Origin of the sequence: uncultured Anaerobiospirillum sp., assembly GCF_902485895.1 — a bacterium.
In the GTDB taxonomy this organism is placed as follows: domain Bacteria; phylum Pseudomonadota; class Gammaproteobacteria; order Enterobacterales; family Succinivibrionaceae; genus Anaerobiospirillum; species Anaerobiospirillum succiniciproducens.
This window is the reverse complement of sequence record NZ_CABTML010000088.1, coordinates 1-25676: the sequence shown is the minus strand read 5'-3', so window position 1 is coordinate 25676 and position 25676 is coordinate 1. Positions and strand designations below refer to the sequence as shown.

Here is a 25676-nt window from a genome sequence, read left to right as displayed (position 1 = left end):
TATGCTCAGCTTTAACGCCCATCACTGCGCGCAAGTCTGAATCATCAAAATACCTATGTCCAGAAGGCAGGCGTTTACTAGCTATTTTACCTTCAGCCTCCCAACGTCGGATCGTAGCTGGGGTACGGCGTACCAATTTAGCAAATTGTCCAATCTTATATGTGCTCATAATAAATGTATATTAACACATTTTTCTATATTTTTCAAAACTGTTAATTGCTCTTGTTGTCAGTAGCTTATCACTGTTGTATTAGCTAAAGCTTAGTCACATAAAATCTGATTTGACTGTGACTAGCTCAGATTTGTACTGACAACAGCAAAAGCATGCTAATAATGCCACAGACGCCGCTTTGTGTGCAAAAGATAAACAAAAATTAAGTAAAAACTGATCTTAAGTAAAATCGCGCCCCACATGGAGATACTACCGGCTTATATAAGCGCTTTATAGAAGAATGAATTTACTTAATGTGAACACGGTTACCTAATCAAGCTAAGGTTAAGATTACCAGTTCACTGATAACTGATCTTGGAGACATACCAAATTGATATGGCATTTAGCTCATATTCAAAAGTGTGTTCCGAGACTTATACCAGAAGATCCTGATATACATTAAGTAAATTTCATCTTGGACAAAGCCAACATTTATGCGGTATTTCACTGCAGATGCTTGTTAATTTTACTTAACAACGCTTTTTACTTAATTTCTATTAAGTAAAATTTTACTTAAGAAAAAAAAGCACACAAGCGCAAATGTCTTAGTCCATGTTACTTAAACTCATTAGCGCAAGTTGGCGTTGCCACAATGAGGCTCACACTGCATAGCCAAAGGCGCTTAAGACCTATACCTCTTTATTGATGGCCGAGTAGATAAATACTTGTGAAAATTAGCTTGTGAAGTGGTTGTAAGAGCTTGCAGAAAGATCAATAGAAAAATCATTACCAGCATCATCGATAAGCCTAATGAGGCTGCTGTCGGTACTAAGTAAGTTTTGTGCAGATGGGGTATTGGTATCAGAGCTGTTGAGCACAGTGTCCTTTGCCTCAATCTTTCCAATGACGCTAACTAAAAAGCCTTTAAGCTCGGCATCTGCATTAAGCTCATTAAAGAAAGCTTCTTCGTGCTCAGATCTTAGAGTAAAGAGCAAGTTGTAGTCTCCGCCACTGCTAAGACCATGGCGTAAGATCTTGGCATCATCAAGACCCAAGGTATCTTTAATCGATTTATCTAGCTTTACTAATGGCAGCTTGTGGCAGTTAATCTTGGCTGCACAATTAGAGTGTTTGAGGATGTGGCTAAGATCGCCAAGTAAGCCATCGGATACATCAACAGCACACTTGCAGTATTTAACTAAGATCTCAACAAAGCGATGCATGCGCTCATCATAGCCATAAGAGGCTTGTTCAAAGGATGCCAAGACATCTTTATCTAACAGCTTTAGCTTTCCGTTATAGCCTGCCTCAACGTAGATGCCATTTCCGCCAATTGAGCCGGTACATAAGATGAGATCGCCAACCTTAGCACCTGAACGCAAGAGGCGAGCGTTAGGATCAACTTGCTTACCAAAAGCTGTGATGTTCATGGATAAAGGAGCATCTTTAGTGGCGTATTTAGTGATATTGCCGCCAATGAGTGCGCACTTGTGGCGCTTAAGCGCATCCTCGATGCCTTTAGAAAATGGAGACCAAAACTCATCAAGACCGATGTAACGCTCTGGTACTTCTAGCGCTAAAGTAATGAACTGAGGCTGCGATCCCATGGCATAGACATCAGAGAAGTTAACCTCAAGCGCACGAGATCCGAGTAAGAATGGATTGAAGCCACTAAAAAAGTGAACGCCCTCAATGAGAGAGTCGGTGGTAACGGCGTAAGTTCCATCAAACTTTATCAAGGCAGCATCATCGCCAATGCCAACATCTAAGCCATTTTTACGGGCTTGACCGTCAAAGGCAGCATTTAGATTAGCAAAATACTTATGGATAAAGTCGAACTCATCAATGGCCATCATTTCCCCCACTCAATCGCATCATATTGCACTAACAACAAGTCCCAAAAGACTCGCTCCAGCCATTGCGCAGCTTTGGTCTAGACGCATTTGCAACACCATGGCGGTATAAACGCATATGCAGCACCATAAATAGACGCATATGCAGCACCATGGCGGTATAAACGCATATGCAGCACCATAAATAGACGCATATGCAGCACCATGGCGATCTAAACTCAACTACAGCACATTAGCTCATGCATTATGCCAAATAAGACAAGGTCAGTAATGAGAAGAATTATATAAGAGCAATATAGCGCTGCCATAAACAAAGCTACATAGAGTTGAAACTGCTAGTTGCAGACAGGCAAATGCTGGGGTATCGACCGCTAGATTGATGGGGAGATGTGTAGCTAGAGGCTTGAGGCTTGGGGCTTGAGGCTTGAGGCTTGAGGCTTGATGAGATGATGGATAAGTTGATGGGATGCTTACTCTAGTGTGCACGGTTAAGCTAAGCTTAACGTTTTGAAGTATTTAGATGGGCTATTAATTCAGACCTGCAAGCAGGTCTGAACTTAACTGTCTTAACAAGGCATACATAAGCTTATGTTGCCTTATCAATAGTTATTAGTTTTCGCCGTTTTGCTTGTTTGGTGACTGACGAATGGCCTTAACCACTTTGTCGAGTACGCCGTTTACAAACTTATGACTGTCCTGCTCTGCAAATGACTTTGCCAGCATGATGGACTCATTGATGACAACCTTGAATGGCACATCCTGACGGTAGTTAAGCTCGAAAGTACCAAGGCGTAAAATGGCCTTGTCTACCTGATCTAACTCCTTGAGTGGTCGAGACAGGTAAGGCTCAAATACACTATCGAGGAAATCGCAATTAGCGATAACACCCTGAATCAGATCGTGCATATATTCAAGATCAGCACCCTGAACTGGCTGATCTTCGAGGAACTGCTCTTCAATGGTGTGACCAGGCATGCCAGTCAATTGCCACTGATAAATAGCCTGCAAGGCAAAATGACGTGCCTTGTGACGCATGGCCGGGGTAGCTGAACCCTCTGTTTGATCCATATAAACCTCTAATAAGATTATTTCGTTAGCAGGATATCTAATCCTCATCTTGCAGCCTCAGCGGCTGTAAATCATATGAGGCGACCAACCTGCATTAGATCGCAGAATTACTTCTTTGTGACGATGTGCTCAGACTCATCGTCCTGCACAAGCTTAAGAGCAAAGCAAACTTAAGCACATGATAGTGTGCCTAAATAGACAATCGCACCGCTCATAATATTCATGAGCATGACGGCACTAAAGATGGAGTATTTTTCAAGGAAAACACCGCCATCTCTTAGCTTGCAAAGCGCAAGAGTAATACGAGCTTGAGACTAATAAATTAGTTCTTGAGCTGACGCATTACGTTGATCATTTCTAAAGCTGCAGCAGCGGCCTCGGAGCCCTTGTTGCCAGCCTTAGAACCAGCACGCTGAACAGCCTCATCAATGGTGTTGGTGGTCAGAACACCGTTAGATACGATGGTCTGATTAGACAGGGTAACCTGAGTAATGCCCTTAGCACACTCATTGGCAACGATTTCAAAGTGGTAAGTTGAGCCACGGATTACGCAGCCTAATGCGATGAGAGCGTCATACTTACCGCTCTTAGCCATAGCCTCGAGAGCTAAAGGAATCTCAACAGCACCTGGTACGCGTACTACAGTGATGTTGTCATCCTCGATAAGACCGTCGCGGTGCAGAGTATCAATAGCACCTGCAAGTAAAGGCTCACAGATGAAGCTGTTGAAACGTGAAACTACGATGCCTACTTTAGCATCAGAGCAAGGCTTAACGCCTTCAATGAACTTAACGGCCATTAAACGGACTCCGGTAGACTCTAGGAGATAACAGAAAAAACCTAAACAAACCTGTTAAATATCAAATTCCTAGAGTTTTTCAAAACATGTTGTGCAGCAATGCTGCTAGAAATCTGGCGCTCTTAATTATGGCTAAAGAGCACATCATGGCATCTTTAGTCATCTAAAACGACGGATCAAAGCGCACACATCCGCCATTTTTAACTTTAAAAGTATAGCACGATTTCTAAAGAGCCTCTCTGACCAATGTCAAAAGACGGCACAAAACACATCGTGATATACACAGCGATAAGCGCAAGCAGTTGCGCTTATGCAAAGTACGCTGTTACTTACTTTTAGAAAAGGCATGCTTTGACTAACTGTTAGAAAAAGCCGTTTTGCTGCAGGGTTTCTAAAGTTAAACCCTCTTTTTTCTGACCATCTGCTTTTTCATCTTGAGCATTAGCACTCATGAGACGCTCTAAGTAACGAGCAAGCACATCAACCTCAAGATTGACCTTTGATCCTGGTCTAAAGCTAGTAGCAATTTCGCTTACGGTATGCGGAATTAAGGTTAAGCGAAAATCAGTATCACGCACTTCATTTACGGTAAGGGACACACCATCAACCGCAATTGATCCCTTCATAGCAATATAACGCTTAAGGTGCTCAGGTGCCTGAATCCAAATAGTCAGGGCCTCATCCACGCGATAGTTTTGCAGCACAGTACCTACACCATCAACGTGACCTTGCATGATGTGACCACCAAGACGAGTATGTGGAGTACATGCAAGCTCTAAATTCACCTCAGTACCTACGGTGTAATACTTAAAGCAGGTTAAGTCCACGCTTTCAAAGGATAAGTCGGCCTCATAGGCATCCTCATGCAGAGCAGTTGCAGTTAAGCATACGCCATTAGTAGCAATGGAATCACCCAAGCGTACTCTGTCTTTTAAAAACTCAGGCTTAGTGCGTACCACAATATGCGCACCTTTACCGTTTTGCTCGATAGTCTGAATAACGCCTTTGCTCTCTACAATTCCTGTAAACATGATCAAACCCTTGCTAAGTTCTGCAGCACATAAGAGCAAAAATTAAGCTAAAGCACATTCATTTGCTGTTAATTGCTCTAAAGTTTGCTTAGCTTACCACAACACAACAAGCTAAGGGGTAAGCCATGAATGTCTTGTTAATACCATACAAAAATCGCGCTGCCAAAGACTCATAAGCCTTCAACCGCGCGATAACAACATACAAACAATTAAGCTCAGTTACACGAGGTGCAACCACATAACTACTTAGTCTCGTGAACCTCACTATTCAAAGTTAGGCTTTCTTTTTGGAATAGTTAGGCTTTCTTTTTGGAAAAGTTAGGCTTTCTTCTTGGAGCTGCGCTTTTTAGTGAGTACTAAACCAATGTTGTCACCAAAAGTACGTACCTTACACTTATCAAACTTCATAGCATGAGCAAGACGCTTTGGCTCTGCGATCGCAAAGGCACTCTTAGCATTCTGACCTAAGAGCATTGGGGCGATATAGCAATAGCACTCATCGACTAAATCTTGCTCTAGGAAAGAAGAGCCTAAATTAGAACCAGCCTCAACCATTGCCACACGAATATCCTTAGAGCCTAAAAAGTCCATGACAGCGTTAAGTGAAGCATGCTCTTTACCATCAGTACCCAAGGCAAATGGGACTACGAGAATCTTGACACGCTCAGACCATTGCTCGACAACAAAGTTAGCGCCTCGAGCAATGACCTTATCTTGATTGATATGCCAGCTGACGCACATCTCCTGGCTAGCAACCTTATTTTTCGCTGCTAAGGCAGATTTTGTGGTCTTTGCCTTTGGCTCGATTGAAGCACTCACCTCCACGCGCTTACGATCAGCCTTCTTTGTAGTGGCTGCTTTTCGAGACTTGCTAGCTTTATCTGCAGTAGCCTTTGCTGCAGTGCTCTTAGTAGCAGATGACTTTGCAGCAGTTCTCTTAGTAGCAGAGGCCTTTGTACCACTGCTCTTGGCGGCAGCTGCCTTTGTGGCAGTACTCTTGGTGGCAGTACTCTTATCTGCAGTTGTTTTTGAAGCGGCGGCCTTGGCATCAGCGCTCTTAGATGATGAAGTTCCCTTGGCTTTTCGTGACTTAGTGGCGGCACTTGCCTTTGATTCAGTACCATCTACTGCGGCGCAACACATACAATCTGTTGTAGCGTCAGCTTCAGCTGAGGTCTGTGCAGCTTTCTTTACTTTGCTAGTACGTTTTGGAGCAGCATTTGGATCGTCAAAGGAATCGTTAGTGCCTACGACTATGTAGTTCTCACCAGAGGTAAAGATGGCGTATTTGTCTAAATCTTTTAAAGAGTAATTTGGCAAAAGCTGGGCATGGCTATCGATAATTACCTTGATTGGCTGGGTAATTAAAGTAGTATCCAAACCAGTTAAGAGCTTAATTGGTACATCCTCAAGACGCACATTGAGCTTTGGATTGTCTGAAGTAATAGTCTTGTGCGAGGTAATGAGGGCATCTGACCATAATCTTAAACGCTGTACATCCGAACGACAGGCATTATTGGTAATCCACTTAGACTCACCAGTGGATAAAGCTACCTTACCATCTAAAGACATGCCGTACTTTAAGATAGTAAATGGTCTACCACTCTTAATGGACTTAAAGAAGGCGCGATTGAGCTTAACGCACTTTTTAGCGATCTTGCCTGATGCAATCTTGACCTCAATACCAGACTCTTCAAGCATCTTAATGCCACGACCTGAGACCTTAGGGTTTGGATCAGTTGAGCCAATCACCACACGTGAGATACCAGCATCAATTAGTGCCTTAGCACAAGGTGGAGTGCGGCCATAATGTGAGCAAGGCTCTAAAGTCACATATGCAGTAGCGTTATTGACCTGATAGTCGGCTGCTCTTAGTGCCATAATCTCAGCATGTGGCTGACCTGCACAGTGGTGATAACCCATACCTAGGATCTTACTATCACGAACAATGACACAGCCTACAGCAGGATTTGGCGAGGTAGTGAAGCGCCCCTTTTGCGCTTCAGCTAAAGCCATTTCTAAGTAATACTCATCACTATGCTTTTGCTTACCCATAGCGTAAACTCCAAAGCCGATTTGCCACACACCCAGGTATTTTTAGTACCCATAAAAACAAAGAGCCACATCTTTAAGCATGTTGCCTTCAGATGCAGCTCATATTGAACCTAAAGCTTCTTTAGGTTTAGCGATCTTGCATTTGCAGCATTAAATCTTAGTGTGTGTGATTTTACACAACCTAAAAGAAAGTATGCTACACAAATGCCAATAGTGTTAAACAACTACAAAAAAGTCTACATAAACTTGCACCCTTGGTGCATCTGTTACTTATCAAAAGCCATAAAACATGGCTAATGGCAGTTGTTGCTTACAAAGATCGTAATTTAAATTAGTCGGCGTATACAGGGAACTTAGCGCATAAGGCCTGAACCTTAGCACGAGCAGCCTCAATTACGCTCTCATCCTTGTAGTTATCTAAAACATCACACATGATGTTAGCTAACTCGCGAACCTCAGCCTCCTTGAAACCACGACGGGTGCAAGCTGGAGTACCGATACGCAGACCTGAAGTAACAAATGGGCTACGTGGATCACCAGGAACTGAGTTCTTGTTTACGGTGATGTTAGCTGCGCCTAAAGCTGCCTCAGCATCCTTACCAGTCATCTCAAGACCGATGAAGTCTAATAAGAATAAGTGGTTCTGAGTGCCGCCGGATACAACCTTGTAACCACGCTGCATAACAACTTCGCACATTGCCTTAGCGTTAGCAACTACCTGCTTTTGGTACTCAACGAACCAAGGCTCCATAGCCTCCTTGAATACAACAGCCTTAGCAGCGATAACGTGCATTAAAGGACCACCCTGTGAGCCTGGGAAGATGGCAGAGTTCAGACGCTTGTAGATGTTCTCGTCGTGGCAGTTAGATAAGATAAGACCAGAACGTGGGCCACCTAAAGTCTTGTGAGTGGTGGTGGTAACTACGTGGGCGTGGTCGATTGGAGATGGGTATACGCCAGCAGCTACTAAGCCAGCTACGTGAGCCATATCTACGAGCAGATATGCGCCAACTTCGTCAGCGATTTCACGCATCTTCTTCCAATCAACGATGCCTGAGTAAGCAGAGAAGCCAGCAACTACAACCTTTGGCTTGCACTCAAGAGCCATCTTACGGATGTTCTCGTAGTCAAGCTCACCTAACTCGTTTACTTCGTACTGAACAGAGTTGTAAACCTTACCAGAGAAGCTTACAGATGCACCGTGGGTTAAGTGACCGCCGGAGGCTAAGGATAAACCTAAGATAGTGTCACCTGGATTGCACAGAGCCATGTAGGCTGCACAGTTAGCCTGAGAACCAGCGTGTGGCTGTACGTTTGCGTATTCGCACTTGAACAGCTTGCAAGCACGCTCGATTGCTAAGCTCTCAATAACGTCTACGTACTCACAACCACCATAGTAACGTTTGCCAGGGTAACCCTCAGCATACTTGTTGGTCATTTGAGAACCCTGAGCTTCCATTACGCAACGGCTAGCGTAGTTCTCAGAAGCGATAAGCTCAATATGATCTTCCTGACGACGATCTTCTGCTTCCATTGCAGCAAAAAGTTCTGGATCGTATTGGGCGATAGACTTGGAATTATTGATCATCATATGCGTGATTACTGTCCGCTACAGCGCCATGTACACAACACTGCAACGAGGACTTCTCCTGATAAAGCGTCAGGCAACTTTCAAATGCAGCTAGTAAACTTCGCCACATCCTCAGTCGCGCCAAACTGCGATGCAAAAGCATCACAATAACCAACAAGTGCAAGACAATCGTGCGATTGTCTTTAATAAAGGTCACTAAAACATCTTTAGGACTCTTTGCCCAAACCATTCACCATTGCATGAAGTAAACAACTATGCCATGCAAAAAGGTATCGTTTAACAGTTATCGCTACTCAAAGAGTAGCCATTTTTTTTGAGAAATACCGCTACATTCACCAATTAATGGCGCTTTATACAAGCTAATGCATCAAGGGTGAATATTGGATGAGAATGGGTTCGGCGAAAAACCCTAAGTTAATGACAGGGAGATGTTCGACTGTGATACATCTGCTGCGCTGACTGGGCTTCAGATGACCTGACGAACGGAACGACGCAAATTTTAACACAAAGATGCCAAATGATAAGCAGATCTCATTGTCATGGAGCTAAAAAATTACAACTTCACTTTTAACATCCTCAACAAACCTTTATAAGTCCTCAACATGCTGAAAATGCCCCAATATTCAGCACAAAGATTTTTCAGCTAATTCAACTATTATCAGCAAAATGCAGAAACTTCTCTAAGACAGGATCACTCTAGATAATATCAAGATCACCATGAAGCGCTTTAGACCATAGACTTTCATTCTATGGCTATGGACATTCCTAAACCAAAGCAGTGTATACACCTTATGCGTATGCCTCTAATCTCAGGCATAAAGTTTTAGTCGAAACTTCGTCATGGCAAGAAGCATTGCTAAGTATGTTTGAAGAGCATTGCTTGTATAAAAGCTTAGGAACACAAGCAATACGTCCATGAAATAAATTTACATACACTTTTTACACTTTTAGTTGTACATAATTTAAAAGAGGGCTTAGAGTAGTGCCCCTCTTTGCATCTAAAAGTGAGCTAAGTTGCCTACTTTTTGACTAAAAAGGTGAAAAAGAGTAACAAATCAAGTGATTTTTTACAGATTTGACGCTTTTAGCTTTATTTGTGCACTTGTTCACAAGTCTTTTACGAGAATGTGCACTTTTGCCCTCTCATTAGGTCAAATAGACAATTATGCTCTCTGGCACTGAAAATTTGTAACATAGTGTCTACAAGCATAAACACTGTATTTAACTAATCCAGGATAGATATTGTCACGTACAACTTACTACGAGTAAGTACTACAAACAGGCTCAACAACGGCTTTAATCAAGACTCTTAACTATGTTTTAAGCCTTGTGATCTTTAGGTGCCATAAGCCTACAAATGCAGCTCTAACTTTAGTTATGTGCTCCAATGCTTTTGTTTTAGGTGCTTAAAATGGCTTTTCACCTATCAGCATCATCTCAAGATACGCTGATAGTAAACAATGATCCTTATGGATACAGTAATTTTACTTATCGATTGTAAGGTCAATGCCACAGCACTCTAGTGTTATATCTGACTGGTTTTAGTAGCAAAAGCTGCACGCTGAATTCGACTTAAAAACGCTTAAAAAGTTTTAAACAGTGAAATACATGTGCAGTTTTTGGTAAAATTGTAAAAATTTTGTTTGTTGGAGACGTACTTTGAGCAAATACAAAGTATTGGTTATCAACGGGCCAAATCTAAACTTCTTGGGCATCCGTGAGCCTAAGGTTTACGGTAAAGAGACCCTTGAGGATCTTATTAGTAAGCTGCGTAAGCAAGCTTGTGAGCTTGGCATTGAGCTTGAGGACTTTCAATCTAATAGCGAAGGTGCCTTAGTTGATAGGATTCAACAAGCCTACGGTAAAGTAGACTTTATCTTAATTAACGCTGGAGCCTACACTCATACATCTGTAGCTCTGTTAGATGCACTAAGTTCGGTAGATACGCCGTTCATTGAGATTCATATCTCTAATGTGCATGCGCGTGAAGAGTTTAGACACCACTCCTACTTATCAGCCAAAGCTGTTGGCGTGATTGTAGGCTTTGGTTTAAACGGTTACTCATATGCCCTAGAACAGGCTTATCACCTACTAGAGGCATCAAAAAGCTAAAGCAGCTTTGCATCTCGTTACGAGATGGACTACGTAGGATCTCAAAGAGATGCTACTTTACGACCGATATGAGCTTTGATGATGAGATTAGTGCAAGCTTACTTTGAGCTTAAATCACATTTTTACAATCCATCATCAAAAGCACTAAAAGCTTTGGGAACTTTACCCTTAGTCTACAGGTCATAGAATAATCGCTTTTGATTAGCTACTCATTAAGCACCAAGCTTGTTTGTGTTAAATAGCTTAGTGAGTACAAAACAGCATCGTATCTTCAGATATTCACAGTATCTGCTTAAGTACTAAGCTGTTGTATGAATATTGCGCTTTACGTTGTACGCATCAGGTTGCTGTTGCGCTGTAATGCATCGCTAGTTTTTAAGTTTTTGCACCAAACAAGTAGTTAAAAGTGCCCTTAAACAAGGTGCTTTAGCTACATGCATGAAAAAAGCAGCTCTAGTTTAAAAACTGAACTTTTTTATGCTCAGCCACTTAATTTTAATTGCACATCTAATCGTGCTTTACATGTGGCTAAGTTGCATCAACTGTTTTTCACAGCAGTTCTGCACCTTCTTTAAATATCAGTGTCGCTTACGTAGCTTCACTAAAAGAAGAGCCTTAATGATTTAATTTGGTCTTTAGGTTAGTTGCAGTTCACTGCGCGTTTAAATTGGGAATCTACATGCAAATTGACATTCACAAGATCGCTAAATTGATTGATCTGGTATCCAACTCCGATGTTGCAGAAATCAATTTAAAGCAAGGTGAGGAAGAGCTCCGCATTTCTCGCCAGTCTACTGTGGTTGCACCTGCCGTACAAACCGTAGTTGCTGCTCCTGCACCTGTTGCTGCCGCCCCAGCTGTTGCAGCTGCTCCTGCCGCCGCTCCAGCTCCAGCTGCTGCCCCTGCAGCCGTAGCCGCACCTGCTGCTGTCGATGATTCCAAGGTCATGCGTTCTACCATGGTCGGTACTTTCTACCGTGCTGCATCCCCTACCTCCGAGCCATTTGTTGAGGTTGGTGACACCGTTAAGGAAGGCCAGACTCTGTGCATCGTTGAAGCCATGAAGATGATCAACCAGATCCCTGCTGACCGCTCCGGCGTTATCAAGAAGATCCTGGTTGACAACGGCTCCACCGTTGAGTTCGACCAGCCAATTTTCGAGTTTGAATAAGACTCAACATCATCCTGATTAACTTGCTCGAAGCTAAGGGGAGTATTTCCCTTAGCTTATAGAAAACACTTGAGCAAGCTAAGCCTGTCAAATAAGCACAAGTCTTACGACAACACTATCAAGTACCAAGACTATCGGACGTTTGTAAACATAAGTTATCAGTTTGTTTGCTGATACTTACGTGGCTAGTAATTGATAGCTTAATAGGCAGGAAAGAGTTCACAACCGGGACATTAACAGAATGCAAATTGAAAAGGTGCTCATTGCCAACCGTGGCGAAATTGCTTTACGTGTTTTACGTGCATGCCGTCAGCTTGGCCTCAAGACTGTTGCAGTGCACTCAAGCGCTGACCGCGATCTGATGCACGTCAAGCTTGCAGATGAAACTATTTGTATCGGTCCTGCTGCAGCTAAGGATTCTTATTTAAATATCCCTACCATCATTGCAGCTGCTGAAGCCACTGGCGCTTCTGCAATTCACCCAGGATACGGTTTCTTATCTGAGAATGCCGACTTTGCCGAAATGGTTGAAAAGTCAGGCTTTATTTTCATCGGCCCTAGCGCTGACACCATTCGCCTGTTAGGTGACAAGGTATCAGCAAAGAGAGCAATGCAAAAGGCTGGTGTTCCATGCGTTCCAGGCTCAGAAGGAGCTTTAGGCGATGACATGGAAGAGAACAAGAAGATCGCCGCTAAGATTGGTTACCCAATCATCATTAAAGCCGCAGGTGGCGGTGGCGGTCGCGGTATGCGTGTAGTACGCAAGGAAGAAGAACTTGAAGAATCCATCAGCCTGACTCGTCGTGAGGCCGACATGTTCTTCAACAACCCTGCCGTTTACATGGAGAAGTTCCTTGAGAACCCACGTCACATCGAGTTCCAGGTAATCTCTGACGGTCGTGGTAATGCTTGCTACTTAGGCGAGCGTGACTGCTCCATGCAGCGCCGCAATCAGAAGGTTTTAGAAGAGGCTCCAGCTCCTTTCATTACTCAAAAGGAACGTGAGACCATCGGTATGTCATGCGTTAAGGCATGTATCGATATTGGCTATCGCGGTGCTGGTACTTTCGAGTTCTTATATGAAAACGGCCAGTTCTTCTTTATTGAAGTTAACACCCGTATTCAGGTAGAACACCCTATCACTGAAATGATCACCGGTATCGACTTAGTTCGAGAGATGATTTCTGTTTGTGCTGGCGAGAACTTATCTTTCAGCCAAAAGGATATCAAGCTGCGTGGCCACGCTTTTGAGTGCCGTATCAATGCTGAAGACCCAAGAACCTTCATGCCATGCCCAGGCCTCATTAAGCGTCTGCACATCCCAGGTGGTCCAGGCGTACGTTGGGATTCTCACATTTATGAGAACTATACCGTACCACCTCACTACGATTCACTCGTAGGTAAGCTCATCGTTCACGATGACACCCGTGAGCTTGCAATGGCTCGTGCCCGTGAGGCTCTTGATGAGATGGTTATCGACGGTATTCGTACCAACATCCCACTACACAAAGAGTTACTCAATGATGAGAACGAGATGAAGGGTGGCGTATCCATCCACTATCTCGAAGAGAAGCTCGAAGCTGACGCTGCTAACGCAAAGAAGTAGTCTTAGCTTAAGATTTCAATCATCCAAGAAAAGCGCCGTTCCGGCGCTTTTTTTGTTTTAGCCAGTAACTTAAAAATTAAAAACTCTACTTGCAAACAATTTAGTGAGAATACCTATGGCTGAAGAAATATACCCAACATGGCTTGAAGGTCATATTAAGCGCTATGAACACAAACGTTTGCCTACTGTCACCTTGTGTTCATCAAGTGGTAATGACCTACTTGAGGTCTACTACTATGGCGATATGTTTCAAGTAAAAGGTGAAAGTCAGCCATATATTGGAGCTACTGATACTGCTCCGTTGCTAATCGTAGCTAAAGACAGCAGTTCTGATGAGGAATTTGTTGTTTTCGACGAAGGCAAACATGGCTATAACAGCATGGTGTGTGAGTCTTTTGATGCAACACAAATGTCCAAACGAAAACTTACCCGCCTCGATATACCTGCTTCTAAGCTAGTGATTGAGTTGGGCTATAGTATTGACTATGAGGACGAAAAGGAATATTTCGATGTAGATGAGGACGATAAGGTCGAACTAGTCAACGGCGATCTTATATCGTGGGAGCAGCTCAAACGTGATGGTATCGACTACGTAGCTCTATTCTACGTGAATGAGTCAGGTAAGCTAATTCAGTTTGTTGATATAGAGCTTGCATAAGCAAAATAAGTTCTTGATTTAGTAGATAGCCCATAGCAGAAGCTTAGAGAAACCTTATTGACGAGGAATTGTAATGAGTGACCTAATAGCAGCATTATCTAAGGTGCATGATAATTTCATCTTAAGTTATGCCGTAGACTTCCAAGAACACACTCTAAAGCTGAAAACTCAAAACGCTAATGGGAACCAAATACTACTTACTTTTGATGGACTATTAGCCCATAACTTTGAGCATGTATCTCAGGACAACATACTTTTTGGCATTGATGAAATAAGCGTAGAAGATTTCTTTGCTAACTACCAAGGACTATTAGACAAAACTCTATGCTATGGCTTTCCATGTTGCTGCAGTCTTGATGAGCTACACATAAGAATGCATACAGAGCACTTAAGAGTATTTGTTATCGACTCATCCTTAGGCCTGAATGGCTTTGTACTGTGCAAATCAATTCAAATCAGCACGACTGACTGCAAGTAGCTACACAACAGATAGAGCGCTGCCGCAGATAAAAGGGCATAGGAATCAATCTATATGGGTTAGCCTAGTATCGTTGGCTTGTAGACTGAAAAGAAGTGAGAGGATGTGGCGTGAAGAGCCTAGTACAGCACATGCCGTTAAGAGCCTAGTACAACACGTGGAGGTACTAGGCTTTTTTTGTATTAGACGGACTCGTCGGCACGAAGCTTATCGGATGGACGTACACGCTTGCGCTTGGAGGCATGCTCGGCACTTGCCTCAGCATGAGGGGCGCTCTTTTGCATTTGCTGATATGTAGCTGCATTAGCCTGAGCGTGGATACGGTCAGTTCCAGTTAAGTTTGAGCCACTAGCATCAATACCACCATCAACAAACTTAACCTCTTGCTTAAAGAGATTGTCGCGTTGCTGCGCTGATACATTGCTGCTTGAACGCATCTTTGGAGCAGTCTGAATGCCACCAAGTGGATCTGAAGGAGCAACCTTTGGCATCTTATCCTGTGCAGGGCCTGTTTGCACAGTATTAGAGGTGCTTACCACTCTGCGAGCAACGGCTGCCTCTGAACCAATGTTCTGTACGCCTGAGCCAAGACCACTATCCATTGATGGAGCCATGGCAGTGCCAATACCAATAGGGCCACTTCTCTTTGCCCCTGCAGCTAATTGAGCACTAGCCTTATTGACTGCAGGACTCTCAGCACGTGGTGCGCTTGTAGCTCTATTTGGAGAACTTGGCATAGGTGCTTGTGACTTTGGAGCCTGAGCACGTGCTAAAGCTCTATCACGAGCATTAGCCTGATAGTTAGTAAACTCCTGAGTATTTACCTTACCTCTTTGTAAAGAAGTATCGTTCTGCAGCGTTGCTCTCATAGCAGCACCGGCCTGTGCTGCAGTTGGCCTTGATGAACTCATCTGCATTGAACGGCCCTGCATTGGAGCATTGCTTCTAGTACCTGAGCTATTCAAGAACTTACCAGAAAAGCCACTTTCTGCTGCTCGGCGAGAGGACGGTAAGGTTGCTTTCTTTAAAGCTGAGGTATCGAGACCTGCACCTGCCTTTGGACTAATTGGACCTCTTAAAGCAGAAGTATCGACACGATGCTTATTGCCTTGCTGCACATTATCCTGTCTAGACCTTGCAGCATTGCCCATTGAAACAGAGTCAGCACTGGCGTTCTTGGCTTCATTCATCAGATATGCAAGACCTTCATTGCTAGAAGATGCTTGCATTGCCATGCCATTACCTTGAGTATTGGCAGATCCTCCCCCAAACTGTACTGGGGTAACTACCTTTTGCTTTGGCTGTCTTACTGAGGCCTCTGACTGATAGATATTAGCTAAATCTTCAGAAGCATGCCCCTGTTGAACTTGAGAGGAGATATTGCGTGATGCTTGAGCCTCTTGAGCTGCTTTTTGAGCTTGGGCACGAGCTTGTGCAGCTTGTTTCGCTTGAGCTGCCTGTTTAGCTTGCTCTTCAGCTTGACGCTGCATCGCAGCCTTGGCAATACTCTCTGAACGAGCCTTAGCACGTGCAATAGCCTCTTCACGTGCCTTCTTTAACGCAATACTCTTCTGTTCAGCTGCTGATCTGGCTTTGGCAATTTCTTCAGCCTGCTTTCTCATAGCAACTTCTTGCTGTTCACGCTTGAGTGCTGCTTCTTTAGCAGCCTTTTCTGCCTGTTCTTTTGCCTGTGAGGCTGCAATAGCTTGTTCTTCTTTTGAAACCTCACCTAAAGCGGCAATCTGAGCCTCACGACGCTCTTTTTGCATCTCTTTATCGCGAGCAATCTTCTCTTTGAGATCTTTAATATCTGGATGAGATTGTGCGCTGGCAGATTGTGTCTGTTCTTTATGACGACGCAGTGCTTCTTCGGTTCGACTCTGTTGCTGCTCAAGCATTTGCGCATGGGCTTCTTTTAAGAAGTCATTAGGATCACCTACTGACTCACTTTTAACTGAACCAAACCAGCCCTTCTTACGAACCGCATCAGCACCATCGTGCAATGCAGCCTTGGCTCGAGCCTCTTTTTCAGCCTGTTTTTGAGCAGCTTTAGCCTCTTTAGACGCAAGCTTCTGTGCCTTAGCATTGGCCTTGGCGCGAGCTTTTTCATCTTTTAATTGCTGCTTGCGTACGTCTGCTTCAGCATTTTTGTACAGGCGCTCATAAGTCTCACGATTAGACTTGAGCATCTGTTTATTCGACTCTGCAAGCTCGCTTTCGGATGGGAAGTTACGACTTTTACGACCGTTTGGACGCATGCGTCCCTTACCCTGCTTCTTATCCATAGCCTCAATCTTACGGCGCATGCTATTGAGCTCATGGCCAACTTGAGGCGTAAGTTCAGCTACGAACTTCTTATCAATTGGGCGTCCCTTTTCTACAGCATCAATGATCTTGCGTTTAGCGAGGTAAACCGCAGCTGAGAGAATTACAGAGAATATCAGTGTAGACGGCATAGCAGCAGCCACGCTAGTAAGCGTGAACGGCTGTGCTGCGAAAAGCACCTCATTCAGGGCAATAACAATTGCCCATACACTCATAAACAATAAGATCATCAAATAACCTGTAGCGGAAGCTAGATTGCCAAAGCAGGATAATTACATATATTTGGCTTATCTGCATCATGGCAGACTTAACTTTGCTTGTTTGGACGCTGTCCAAATCTTAGGAGATGAAACTCTTTAAGGCAAAGTAAACAAACTCAGGCCTCATAGGCCTATTTAACTCACCAGGTACAACCATGGTGTTTGCCAAGGTAAAAGCAACCTTGGCTAAGGCTAATGATATACACACCATTAGCCATTACATACGGCAAATGTTAAGCCTATACAGACTTAACAATAGCCATGAACATCTTTGATGTTTAGATGCTATACACCCGATAGTTTATATGAACTTAATACAAAATCACTAGCAGGTGAAAATTTGCAAACAACAACTTATTAGTTGGAAACACAGAGTGTATTTTTGCAAACCAAAGCTTGATTCTTTAGCTCAAGAATCAATAGCTAATTACTTAGCGATGTGGTTTTTGTATGCCTGTACAGTGTTTTCCATTAAGGTGGCAACAGTCATTGGACCTACACCACCAGGAACAGGGGTGATGAATGAAGCATGCTTAGCTGCCTCTTCATAACCAACGTCACCACACAGTGAGCCATCCTCAAGACGATTGATACCCACATCAATAACGATAGCGCCATCCTTAACCCACTCACCTGGAACTAAGTTTGGCTTGCCACAGGCTACGATTAAGAGATCTGCTGTACGTACAAAGGACTCAAGATTCTTAGTGAAGCGATGAGTTACTGTAACAGTAGCGCCTTCTAATAACAGCTCTAAAGCCATAGGACGACCAACTAAGTTGGAAGCACCTACGATTACCGCATTGATACCAAGTAAGTCAGCATTGATGCTCTTTAAGAGAGTCATAACACCCTTTGGAGTGCAGGCACGTAATACAGGAATACGCTGAGCTAAACGACCTACATTGTATGGGTGGAAGCCGTCGACATCCTTATCTGATGCGATCTTCTCAATGATACGACGCTCATCAAGACCCTCTGGCAGAGGGAACTGTACTAAGATACCGTCGATTTCATTGTTAGCATTGCACTCATCAATGAGCTTCTCGAGCTCTTCTTGAGTTGTAGTAGCAGGTAAGTCATAAGAAAAAGACTTAATACCCACCTCTTCACAAGCTCTACGCTTGTTACGAACATAAACCTCAGAAGCTGGATCGGCACCTACTAAAATCACAGCCAGACCAGGAGCTCTTAGTCCTTGAGCAACCTGAGCGTTTACTTCTTCTTTAAGCTGTGCACGTAAGTTCTTTGCAACTGCCTTACCATCAATGATCTGAGCTGACATTTCTTTCCTCGTTTGCCTAAATAAGGTATATGGCTAAAACGATATTATACGGTAATTACATTGCCTTTTTACTCGCAAGATAATGCTATGCCCCAAAAACGACAAAGGGCCTGTGTAAAAACGCAGACCCCATAAAAAGATTAAATAAAATCTTTCTTCACTTCAGCTAATTAGTTCTGATATTCCTGAACTGCTGCCTTGATACGGTCAGCAAACTTAAAGATATCATCCACAGAATCGATCTGTACAGCATCTTGGTTTTTCTTACCATCAGGACCAGTATTAAGCACAGCCACTTTATATGGTTCCTTATTAAAGTAAAGACGAACAAAGATTTGTGACTTACGAGCGTAACAAATGTTACAGCATGTCTTGAAGTCATTGAGAATGACATCTTCAGGCTTGGCTAAATTATGCAGAATTGATTTGATGATATAGTAGGCAGCCTTTTCATCCTCAGTTGTGACAATTCCGTCTTCAGAATCATCCTCTGCAACTTCTTCTTGTTTTGTAACTTGTGGCTCAACTGGTGGCTGCTCTTCACGATTCACATCATCAAATGCACTAGTAAGTCTTTCATTCACACGATCTTTAATGAATAAGGCCAGTGCCTCTTTGAGAACAGGTGTGAATCTTTCCTTAACGTTAGATGTAATAACACCCTCGTAGCACTGTTTAAGGAAGAATCTTAAGAAATCCTCATGGGGCGACTCAAGCTGCTCAGCCATAATACGTTTGAACTCTCGAGTGTATTTGAGTTGACTAGCTGAAGAGATCGCATCCTCAAGATTGAACTTTCCTTTAGTTAGCTTTTTGAGCTCTGGAATGAGTGAGGTATCAGGCTTCTCAACAACAAGCTCCATGTATGGCTTGCTGTCCATCTTATTTGGCTCTTCAAGATCAGAGAAGAAAAGATAACGATTGCCGTCAGTAAGCACTGCTACACGTGCATCACAGCCATTAAAGTAGGTAAGTAACTGACTGCACTTTTTGCTGTTCAGCTCATCACCGAATGTCTTACATTCGATAATGATAATAGGCTTACCTTCTGACATGATTGCATAGTCAACACGAGCATCTTTGTACTCACCAACAGGTGCACTGTACTCAGGAACAACCTCGTTTAGATTGAAAGGGTCATAGCCTAACATCTTGATGAAAGGCATGATAAGAGTGTTCTTAGTTGCCTCTTCGCTTTTGATGTTTGGACCATATTCTCTAACACGCTTGCCAAGCGACTGGATCTCGTCCAAAAGTTCCATAGAAACTCCTTATTTGACTATTGTAGTGCTGTATAGCTAACCCAATATCAGATGCTTTCTTCAAGGCAGAAGAAAACTAAAAAGCATTCCTTGCTGTCTAACTGAACACAGTTTTATATCTATGTCGTATTTTTATAATAACAGATATAAGAATTTATCAGCATTGACTCAAGGAAAATTGTTTATAAACAATATCTTTATTTTTGCGTCAAGTTAAAGAAACGACTAAGGGCTGATCCCACCTACATGCCCCAAAAACGACAAAGGGCCTGTGTAAAAACGCAGACCCTTTGTCTTGTAATTAACTCTTAATGAGTCAATAAATTGCTTTTAGACGAGCTGTACGCAGTCAAAATCAGCAACTGGGTTTACATCAGCGCTATAATCTACGCCGTCAACCTCGAAGCCAAAGAGCTGCAGGAACTCGTGCTTGTACTCTTCGTAATCGGTGATCTCTTTGAGGTTCTCGGTAGTAACCTTAGCCCATAAGTCCTTGCACTTGAGCTGAACGCTATCACGAAGCTCCCAGCTATCCATACGTACACGACCAGCAGCGTCGATCTCAGGAGCCTTAACACCGTATAAAGAGGTAGCAAACATACGGTAGATGTGCTCGATTACGCTCTCGTGGATGCCCTGCTCACGCATTACACGGAAGCATAAAGCGATGTATAAAGGCATTACAGGAATAGCAGAAGAAGCTTGTGTTACTACAGACTTAAGTACTGCAACACGTGCGTCGCCCTTAACGTCCTGCAAGCTCTCACGGATTGCTAAAGCAGCACGATCTAAATCTTCCTTAGCCTTACCTAAAGCACCGTGCCAATAGATTGGCCAAGTGATCTCAGTACCGATGTAGCTGTAGGCAACAGTCTTGCAGCCTTCGGCAAGAACGCCTGCACCCTTAAGTGCATTCATCCACAGCTCCCAGTCCTGACCACCCATAACGGTAACGGTGTTCTGTACTTCCTCATCGGTAGCTGGCTCTACAGTAGCCTCGATGATGGTGTCCTTGTTGGTATCAATAGCAGTAGATACATATGGCTTACCGATTGGCTTTAAGCATGAACGAACTACTTCACCAGTTGATGGAACCTTACGAACAGGAGATGCAAGAGAGTAAACAACCAAGTCTACCTGACCTAAGTCTTCCTTGATCATCTTGATAACCTGCTCACGGCACTCATCAGAGAAAGCGTCAGCATTAACGTTGCGAGCATATAAGCCAGCTTCGGTTGCAAACTTGGTGAAAGCAGCTGTGTTGTACCAGCCAGCACTACCAGGACGCTTTTCAGTACCTGGCTTCTCAAAGAACACACCTAAAGTGGCGGCACCTGAACCAAATGCAGCTGAGATACGTGATGCTAAGCCGTAACCAGTAGAAGCACCAATTACCAGAACCTTCTTAGGACCATCAGCAACTGCAGGCTGTGACTTTACATAGTCGATTTGGCTCTTAACGTTAGCCTCACAGCCAGTTGGATGAGTTGTAACACAGATAAAACCACGAACTTTAGGCTCAATTACCATAAATAACCTCAATGACAAACTTATCGCTGCCCAACAGCTTCACAGTCTCCTAAGCAGGATCGACCTAAATTCCTTGCTGTGTAGGCATTAACCTTTAGACTCAATCAAGGTTCTTACCTTGATTTAGAATACTTAGTCACATGCCTGAGAATGCAGCGACTGTAGATTCAGTTGAGTGCCTGCCTTGAGCTCTGCAAAGAGACTTTGGCAAGGTAGCAGCTGAACCAAATCACAATATTATATGTCATGCTAGCTTATGATCAAAGCGCCTATTTTTGAGCACATGAGCCAACGACAAAAGGAGGCGACTAATGCAAACTGCTTTGTCTGTCCTTAATTTGCAAGCTATATCCAAGCGCCCGCTCATTCAATACATGTCAGAGGCTATAACATATACGCCTATGGATCAGCGCACTATTTAGGACTCAAAAGGGCTCTAGCTCATAAAAATTGCTGAAGTTTGAAATTAACCACTCTTATTTAAAAATAGCCTATTTAAGCCAATCAAGTATGCCTTTTATGCTCACAGGCATAAAAGCGCGAAAAATGAGCACTCTTGCCATGCTACTTATGCGCTTTCGTCAGTGGCAATAAGGCGCTTAAGCCTTATAATAAATGATTTGTATCATAGTACTGCCTAAGATGGCTTGCACTTAGGGTAGTACCGTCATCTCGTGTGTGGACACTTACTTTAAAATTTAGTGAGTAGCTTGAGATAACGTAAAGCAAGATAGGCTTAAATGCACTGAACGTGTATGGAAGCTAAGCTTTTAGGCCCTATCTTGTCTTGTGGTAAGACTAGTGAGATTTAGCGCTTTTATTAAGAGACCGTGTATGTTGCGCAAAGTACTTTTATCCTGCCTGCTCTCAGGCATCGCCTTATGTACTCCTCTAACAGCCTCAGCTATCACTGCAGATAGCGAGCCTTTGCCAGGTTCTCAAGTAGGCATCGCTTACAAGCTACCTAACAGCAACAAGGTCTATGGAAAGAACAATCACTTATTCTTCCACCCAGCTTCTACTCAAAAGGTAGTAACTGCACTTGCTGCCATGATCTATCTTGGTCCTGATTATGAAATTAAGACCAATTTAGCTGTGCGCAACAATGTGGTAGCTGCCAACAATAAGCTCCATATTGATGGCTCTGGTACTTTAAACTCTGATGTCATTGTTAAGTTCTCAGGTGACCCAACCTTACGTGTTGACCACTACCAAAGCCTGCTATCAGTTTTAAAAAATCACGGTGTACGCGCTATCAATGGCCGCGTAATTTTAGATGTGAGCCGTTTTAGTGGCCAAAGCCGTGCTAATGGTTGGTCATGGGATGACTTACCATCTTGCTTTACCGCCCCATCAGCTCCAATCATCTTAAATCGCAACTGCACCTTTGCTCAGCTGACCTCAGAAGGTCCTGGCACCCACGCCTCTCCTTTAATCCCAGCTGGTATTCCAATTGAGATTAAGTCCAGCGTTACTGCAGTAGCCCCAAATGACTACGGTGGTGACTGCGTGCTTGAGGCCAACCTCTTTATCGATAACAAGTACCACTTAACTGGTTGTGTTCCAGCCTCTTTAAAGAACAATCGTCCATGGCCTTTATCTTTAGCCATCTACGATGCCGAGCGTTGGGGCATTGATTGGACTGAGAAGATCATGAATCGTCTTGGCATCAAGGTCAGTGGGGGCATTGAGATCTCTCGCACTCCTGAGTCTGACACTGTAACCATTGCCCACCGTAGCTCTCCAAAGCTTAAAGAGCTGGTGCAGTACATGTTACAAAAGTCTAACAACCTTTATGCCGATGCTATTGCTAAGAATGTAGCTGCTGAGTACTTTGACCTGCCAGCAACTTACAACCGTGCTAATCGCGCCATGCGTTCAATCCTTAACCAAAAGGCTCATATTGACCTTGGCAATTCCTATATCGTCGATGGCTCAGGTTTATCCCCACATAACTTAATGTCACCAGACAAGATGCTGGAGATCTTAGACTATATCAATCAAAACAACGAAACCTTAGGCATTATTGAGCTGCTTCCTGTTTCAGGCAAATCAGGCACCTTACAATGGCGTGCCTCTACCTTTGCTGAGCCTTTAAAGGAGCATGTCATTGCTAAGACTGGTACTTTACAAAATGTATCCAACTTAGCAGGCTTTATCATCACAGCCTCAGGTAACCGTGTGCCATTTGTGATGTTCACTAACTCAATTACCTACTCTGAGCGCACCCGTGACAATGTACGTAATCGTCGTGCCCCATCTCCTCACTATGGCTATGAGCGTTACGTTATGGAGAACATTTACCACGAGCGTGTGATTGGCAAAGACTTCCGCTAAATAAAGCTCTATAGCTTCATAAGCTATTGAGCCTTATCATAGACTAAAGATAATGCAACGGCCCTGATCTTAATAAGATTGGGGCCGTTCCATTTTGGAGGGATTATTCTTACTTTCAGTTCAAAGCGCCACTGTGTTTATTCGGTGCTACAATCGTTACAAGGACTGAAACTTACAAGTTAATTTGCCATGGCAAAGTAATGCTATGAGGCGCTCAGCTGGTCTGAAAGTGATGGCCGGCGACGTTATGGGCAGCGTAATACAAGGAATTGCGCACCGATACAAAGAGACTTGGACAGTTTTGTGTTTTAACATCCTGTATTTGGAGACTGAGCTGTCTTAAACATCTTTAGACCTCAGGTTCATACTCGATCATAAGACGATTAGTAAGTACTAATTACTCGAAGCATAAGCTAGCTTTTAATGTATCCGGTTAACTTGTTCTCTAAGAAAGTCTAAGACTGTTCTTACGCGCTATGAAGCCGATTGAAAAATCTCATAAGCTCGATCATGTCTGTTATGACATCCGAGGACGTATCCATCAAGAAGCCTGTCGCATGGAAGAAGAAGGCACCCGTATTCTTAAACTGAATATTGGTAATCTTGCGACCTTTGGCTTTGAGGCTCCTGAAGAAGTTGTTCGTGATGTAGTTAGAAACATTCCTAACTCTCAGGGTTACTGCGAATCTAACGGTATCTTCTCTGCGCGTAAAGCGATCGCACAGTACTATCAGCAAAAGGGTCTGAAGTACGCTGATGTAGACGATGTTTACATTGGCAATGGTGTCTCTGAGCTCATCACCATGTCGATGAACGCTCTTTTAAACAATGGCGATGAGATTTTAGTACCTGCTCCTGACTATCCATTATGGACAGCTGCAGTTACTTTAGCAGGTGGTCAAGCCGTGCACTACTTATGTGACGAAGAGGCTAACTGGTTCCCTGATTTAGACGATATTCGTCGCAAGATTACCCCACGTACTCGCGGTATCGTCATCATCAATCCAAATAATCCAACTGGCGCTGTTTATAGCACTGAATTCCTCTTAGATTTAATTCAGCTATGCCGTGAGCACGAGCTGATGATTTTCTCAGACGAGATTTACGACAAGATTCTCTACGATGACTATGCTCACCGTAGTGTTTGCACCTTATGTGACGATGTGCCTATCGTTACCTACAATGGCCTATCTAAGACCTACCGCGCCTGTGGTTTCCGCCAAGGCTGGATGATTATCACTGGACCAAAGGCTAAGATGCGTGGCTATATTGAAGGCATTCGTATGATGATGGCGATGCGTCTATGCGCTAACGTGCCTTTACAACATGCCATACAAACATCCTTAGGCGGCTATCAAAGTATCAATGAGTTAATCGTGCCTGGTGGTCGACTCCACCGTCAACGTGAGGCCATGTACGAGCGCTTAAGTGCCATCCCTGGTATTAGCGTTAAAAAGCCTCATGGTGCTTTATACATGTTCCCTAAGATTGACACCAAACGCTTTAACATCAAGGACGATCAAAAGTTCTGCCTTGACCTTTTACGTCAAGAAAAGCTCTTAGTGGTACAAGGCACTGGCTTTAACTGGATTAACCCAGATCACTTTAGAGTAGTCTTCTTACCTGAAATTGATGTAATTGATGATGCTTGCAATCGTTTAGAGCACTTCTTAAAGCATTACCATCAGTAATGTTAATCAAACTTGTCATATAGCGTAATGACACTTGTGTAAGCTTAATTACAAAAAGATAAGCTTTGAGAAAAAAATGAGGGGGTACATGCAAATGCACGCCCTTTTTTTGTTGATTTGTATCTATGAGGGTTATACTAAACGTCCTACAAAACAATCTAGAAAACGCTTAGAAAACGCTAAGTGAACTTCAAAGAGGCCCTCTTTAACTATGGAAGATCAGAATCTATCTTACTTTGATGCCGAGGCATACACATCAGATAGTCAAGACATTGCTATCTTCATCAACGAAGCACTACAGCTGACATTGGGGAGTTGCCTAAGTAATTAAGAAACAGCCTATTAATCGCATTCAATATGAAAACAGGATGCTCGAATAGTATGTATTTTAAGTATGTAATGGTAACGTTCTG

The 25676-nt window shown here is 43.4% G+C and carries 17 protein-coding genes; 6 read left to right on the top strand and 11 right to left on the bottom strand.

All coding sequences use genetic code 11. The annotated features are described in order from the left end of the window. The 7 genes from RDO37_RS10855 to glyA all read right to left on the bottom strand — a co-directional run. Nucleotides 1–169, bottom strand: a 169-nt coding sequence (locus RDO37_RS10855) for a MerR family DNA-binding transcriptional regulator (protein ID WP_374045308.1), incomplete at its 3' end; no start/stop codon positions are given. Between the two features lie 716 nt (nucleotides 170–885). After that, nucleotides 886–2004: a thiamine-phosphate kinase gene (gene thiL / locus RDO37_RS07225; protein ID WP_308498600.1), complete on the bottom strand. Its 1119-nt coding sequence runs from the start codon at nucleotides 2002–2004 to the stop codon at nucleotides 886–888. Nucleotides 2005–2613: 609 nt separating this feature from the next. Further along, nucleotides 2614–3072: a transcription antitermination factor NusB gene (gene nusB, locus RDO37_RS07220; protein WP_308498602.1), complete on the bottom strand. Its 459-nt coding sequence runs from the start codon at nucleotides 3070–3072 to the stop codon at nucleotides 2614–2616. A gap of 322 nt (nucleotides 3073–3394) precedes the next feature. Continuing rightward, nucleotides 3395–3871 carry a 6,7-dimethyl-8-ribityllumazine synthase gene (ribE, locus tag RDO37_RS07215; RefSeq protein WP_027939078.1) on the bottom strand — a complete coding sequence of 159 codons (477 nt, stop codon included), beginning with the start codon at nucleotides 3869–3871 and terminating at the stop codon, nucleotides 3395–3397. A gap of 362 nt (nucleotides 3872–4233) precedes the next feature. Beyond that, nucleotides 4234–4902, bottom strand: coding sequence for a riboflavin synthase (locus RDO37_RS07210; protein WP_027939079.1), 669 nt, complete (start codon nucleotides 4900–4902; stop codon nucleotides 4234–4236). Nucleotides 4903–5220: 318 nt separating this feature from the next. Further along, complete coding sequence (gene ribD, locus RDO37_RS07205; RefSeq protein WP_308498599.1) at nucleotides 5221–6957, bottom strand: bifunctional diaminohydroxyphosphoribosylaminopyrimidine deaminase/5-amino-6-(5-phosphoribosylamino)uracil reductase RibD; 1737 nt, start codon at nucleotides 6955–6957, stop codon at nucleotides 5221–5223. A 331-nt stretch (nucleotides 6958–7288) separates the two neighbouring features. Next, nucleotides 7289–8545, bottom strand: a complete 1257-nt coding sequence (glyA, locus tag RDO37_RS07200) for a serine hydroxymethyltransferase (protein ID WP_308498601.1) — start codon at nucleotides 8543–8545, stop codon at nucleotides 7289–7291. A 1662-nt stretch (nucleotides 8546–10207) separates the two neighbouring features. Here glyA and aroQ point away from each other — a divergent pair. The 4 genes from aroQ to RDO37_RS07180 all read left to right on the top strand — a co-directional run bounded on the left by aroQ (nucleotide 10208) and on the right by RDO37_RS07180 (nucleotide 14095). Next, nucleotides 10208–10660, top strand: a complete 453-nt coding sequence (gene aroQ / locus RDO37_RS07195; RefSeq protein ID WP_281709467.1) for a type II 3-dehydroquinate dehydratase — start codon at nucleotides 10208–10210, stop codon at nucleotides 10658–10660. A 685-nt stretch (nucleotides 10661–11345) separates the two neighbouring features. Beyond that, nucleotides 11346–11831, top strand: coding sequence for an acetyl-CoA carboxylase biotin carboxyl carrier protein (gene accB / locus RDO37_RS07190; protein ID WP_027939083.1), 486 nt, complete (start codon nucleotides 11346–11348; stop codon nucleotides 11829–11831). 241 nt (nucleotides 11832–12072) lie between these two features. Beyond that, nucleotides 12073–13437, top strand: coding sequence for an acetyl-CoA carboxylase biotin carboxylase subunit (gene accC, locus RDO37_RS07185; RefSeq protein WP_027939084.1), 1365 nt, complete (start codon nucleotides 12073–12075; stop codon nucleotides 13435–13437). A gap of 115 nt (nucleotides 13438–13552) precedes the next feature. Further along, nucleotides 13553–14095 (top strand): hypothetical protein, encoded by a 543-nt coding sequence (locus RDO37_RS07180; RefSeq protein ID WP_308498598.1) that lies wholly within the window; start codon nucleotides 13553–13555, stop codon nucleotides 14093–14095. Nucleotides 14096–14755: 660 nt separating this feature from the next. Here RDO37_RS07180 and RDO37_RS07175 read toward each other — a convergent pair. The 4 genes from RDO37_RS07175 to fabV form a co-directional block, all read right to left on the bottom strand. Further along, nucleotides 14756–17128 carry a hypothetical protein gene (locus RDO37_RS07175; protein ID WP_308498597.1) on the bottom strand — a complete coding sequence of 791 codons (2373 nt, stop codon included), beginning with the start codon at nucleotides 17126–17128 and terminating at the stop codon, nucleotides 14756–14758. 457 nt (nucleotides 17129–17585) lie between these two features. Continuing rightward, a complete protein-coding gene (folD, locus tag RDO37_RS07170) occupies nucleotides 17586–18443 on the bottom strand; it encodes a bifunctional methylenetetrahydrofolate dehydrogenase/methenyltetrahydrofolate cyclohydrolase FolD (RefSeq protein ID WP_027939087.1) in 858 nt (285 codons plus the stop codon). Between the two features lie 170 nt (nucleotides 18444–18613). Beyond that, entirely contained in the window at nucleotides 18614–19705 is a 1092-nt protein-coding gene (locus RDO37_RS07165; protein ID WP_308498596.1) for a type I restriction endonuclease, read from the bottom strand. 330 nt (nucleotides 19706–20035) lie between these two features. Next, nucleotides 20036–21235: an enoyl-ACP reductase FabV gene (gene fabV / locus RDO37_RS07160; RefSeq protein WP_027939088.1), complete on the bottom strand. Its 1200-nt coding sequence runs from the start codon at nucleotides 21233–21235 to the stop codon at nucleotides 20036–20038. Nucleotides 21236–22069: 834 nt separating this feature from the next. On the opposite strand from fabV, the gene dacB reads away from it, so the two are divergent. Together dacB and RDO37_RS07150 are read left to right on the top strand one after the other, a co-directional pair. Further along, nucleotides 22070–23572 carry a D-alanyl-D-alanine carboxypeptidase/D-alanyl-D-alanine-endopeptidase gene (dacB, locus tag RDO37_RS07155; RefSeq protein ID WP_052338855.1) on the top strand — a complete coding sequence of 501 codons (1503 nt, stop codon included), beginning with the start codon at nucleotides 22070–22072 and terminating at the stop codon, nucleotides 23570–23572. A gap of 476 nt (nucleotides 23573–24048) precedes the next feature. Next, the gene (locus RDO37_RS07150; RefSeq protein ID WP_303073662.1) at nucleotides 24049–25263 is read left to right on the top strand and encodes a pyridoxal phosphate-dependent aminotransferase; all 1215 of its coding nucleotides are present in this window, start codon (nucleotides 24049–24051) and stop codon (nucleotides 25261–25263) included. The last annotated feature ends 413 nt before the right edge of the window (nucleotides 25264–25676 follow it).